Raw genomic sequence first — 1,877 nt, 5'->3', positions numbered from 1 at the left:
CCGCCGAGGATCAGGACGTGGGAGGGCATGGCGTCGAGGGTACGCGGGGGCGTGCGCCGGGCAGCACCCGAGGGCGTCCGGGCGGCACCCGGGTGTCCGGCCGTCCGGGCGGCAGGGACGCGCCTGCCCGGAGGTCCGGGGCGGCGAGGGGTCAGGGCCGTCGGTCCAGGCCGTGCTCGGCCAAGGGGCCCACGGTCCAGCCCCGGTCGTGGCAGGTGCCGATCAGGGCGGGGAGGGCGGCGAGGGCGGCGCGCCAGGAGCCGGGGGACGAGACGTGGTCGGAGTCGTGGAGGAGGACGGTGCCGCCGCCGCGCAGATCGGCGAGGACGGTGGTGCGGACGGTGGCGGGGGTGGCACCGGGCGTCCAGTCCCGGCCCCAGGCGGTCCACAGCACCGGGCGCAGGCCGGCGCGCCGGGCGGCGGTCCAGCGGCCGGAGGTGAGGATGCCGTAGGGCGGGCGGTACCAGCGCGGCCGGCAGCCGGTCGTGCCGTACAGCACGTCGGCCGCCCGGGCCGTCTCCCGCAGGTCACGGCCCGGGGCCGGGAGCCAGGGGCGGCTGTGGGTCCAGCCGTGCACGGCCAGTTCGTGGCCCCGTCGTGCGATGTGCCGGGCGAGCTCGGGGTACCGGGTCACTCGCTCGCCGAGGACGAAGAAGGTGGCGCGCACGGAGAGCCGGTCCAGCTCGTCCAGGAAGTGCGGTGTGCTGACCGGGTCCGGACCGTCGTCGAAGGTCAGTGCGACATGGTCGGGGCGGCCGGTCCCCGCCAGACGCGGGAAGCACCGGACCCGGAGGCGGGGCAGCCAGGTGGCCGCCGGGACGATGTGTGCGGCCGCGACGGCGGCGACGGGTGCGAGGGCCGCCGTGACCCGCCCGGCACGGCCGCCCGGTGCTTCCGTCCGCCGCCTGCTCACGGGCGCTCCGCCTGTGCCCTTCCCCGGTCGGGGGCCGTGCCGCGCGCCGGCTCGGTGTCCCACTCGCCGGACACGGCGGGAGAGCGGGCCAGGCCGATCGTGCCGGTCGCGATGAGGCCGATGCCCACGGCCTCGGGCAGCAGGTGGAAGCCCAGGGCGATGCGTTCCCCGAACAGGACCACTCCGAGCACCACGCTCGTCAGGGCGTCCCCGAGGGTGAGGGCGGGCTGGGAGGCGACCAGGGTGCCGGCCCGGAAGGCCAGCTGGAGCACCCCGAAGGCGGCCAGACCGGCGGCTGCCGTGGCATAGGGCGTCCAGTGGGTCACCAGCGCGGCCGGGCCCTGCGGGAACACGCCCGTCGCCTCCTTCAGGAAGGCCGCCGTCGCCGAGAACAGCACGGCCGATGCCAGACCGAGGACGGCGGCCCGGGGCGCTCCCCTGAGCAGCCGTCCCACGACGAGCAGCCCGATCACCAGGCACGCCAGGGCGATGCCGACCGGGATCCAGCGCTCGTTCCTGGCCAGGGGGCTTCCGGGGGTCGGGTCGGCGGCGCCGAGGAAGAGGGCCAGTCCGGCGGCCAGGGCCAGGAAGGACAGCCAGGTGATCCGGTCCGGGCGCCGGTGGAAGACGAGGCTGCCCAGCACCAGGGTGAACAGCAGTTCGGTGGCCAGCAGCGGCTGGACGAGCGCCAGACTGCCGACGGACAGCGCCGCGGCCTGCAGCAGCGCGGACACGCCCATCAGGGACGCCCCGGCCAGCCAGAACCGCCGTGCCCTCGCCCGGGCGGACCGGGAGGAGCGCCGGCCCGCCGTCCCGCGTCCGCCGTCCGGTGCCCCCGGGCCTCCTTGGGTCCCCGGGCCGTCGGGGGTCCCCCGAGCGGTACCGCCCCCGTCTCCTCCGCCGTTCTCGTTCCCGCCGTTGCCCCCCGCCGGCGCCTCACGCCTCACCAGCACCGAGGCCGCCG

The 1,877-nt window shown here is 77.4% G+C and carries 2 protein-coding genes; both read right to left on the bottom strand.

The window, feature by feature from the left end; genetic code table 11:
• Positions 1-151: 151 nt before the first annotated feature.
• Positions 152-913: a polysaccharide deacetylase family protein gene (locus tag CCN35_RS26680; protein ID WP_086794624.1), complete on the bottom strand. Its 762-nt coding sequence runs from the start codon at positions 911-913 to the stop codon at positions 152-154.
• The coding region (locus CCN35_RS26675; RefSeq protein ID WP_425444331.1) for a DMT family transporter at positions 910-1,877 on the bottom strand (968 nt) is incomplete at its 5' end. The genes CCN35_RS26680 and CCN35_RS26675, both read right to left, overlap by 4 nt.

Source organism: Streptomyces thermovulgaris (assembly GCF_002155915.1).
GTDB classification, from domain to species: domain Bacteria; phylum Actinomycetota; class Actinomycetes; order Streptomycetales; family Streptomycetaceae; genus Streptomyces; species Streptomyces thermovulgaris.
Note: the sequence above shows the minus strand (reverse complement) of the source record. Positions and strands in the feature narration are given on the sequence as shown.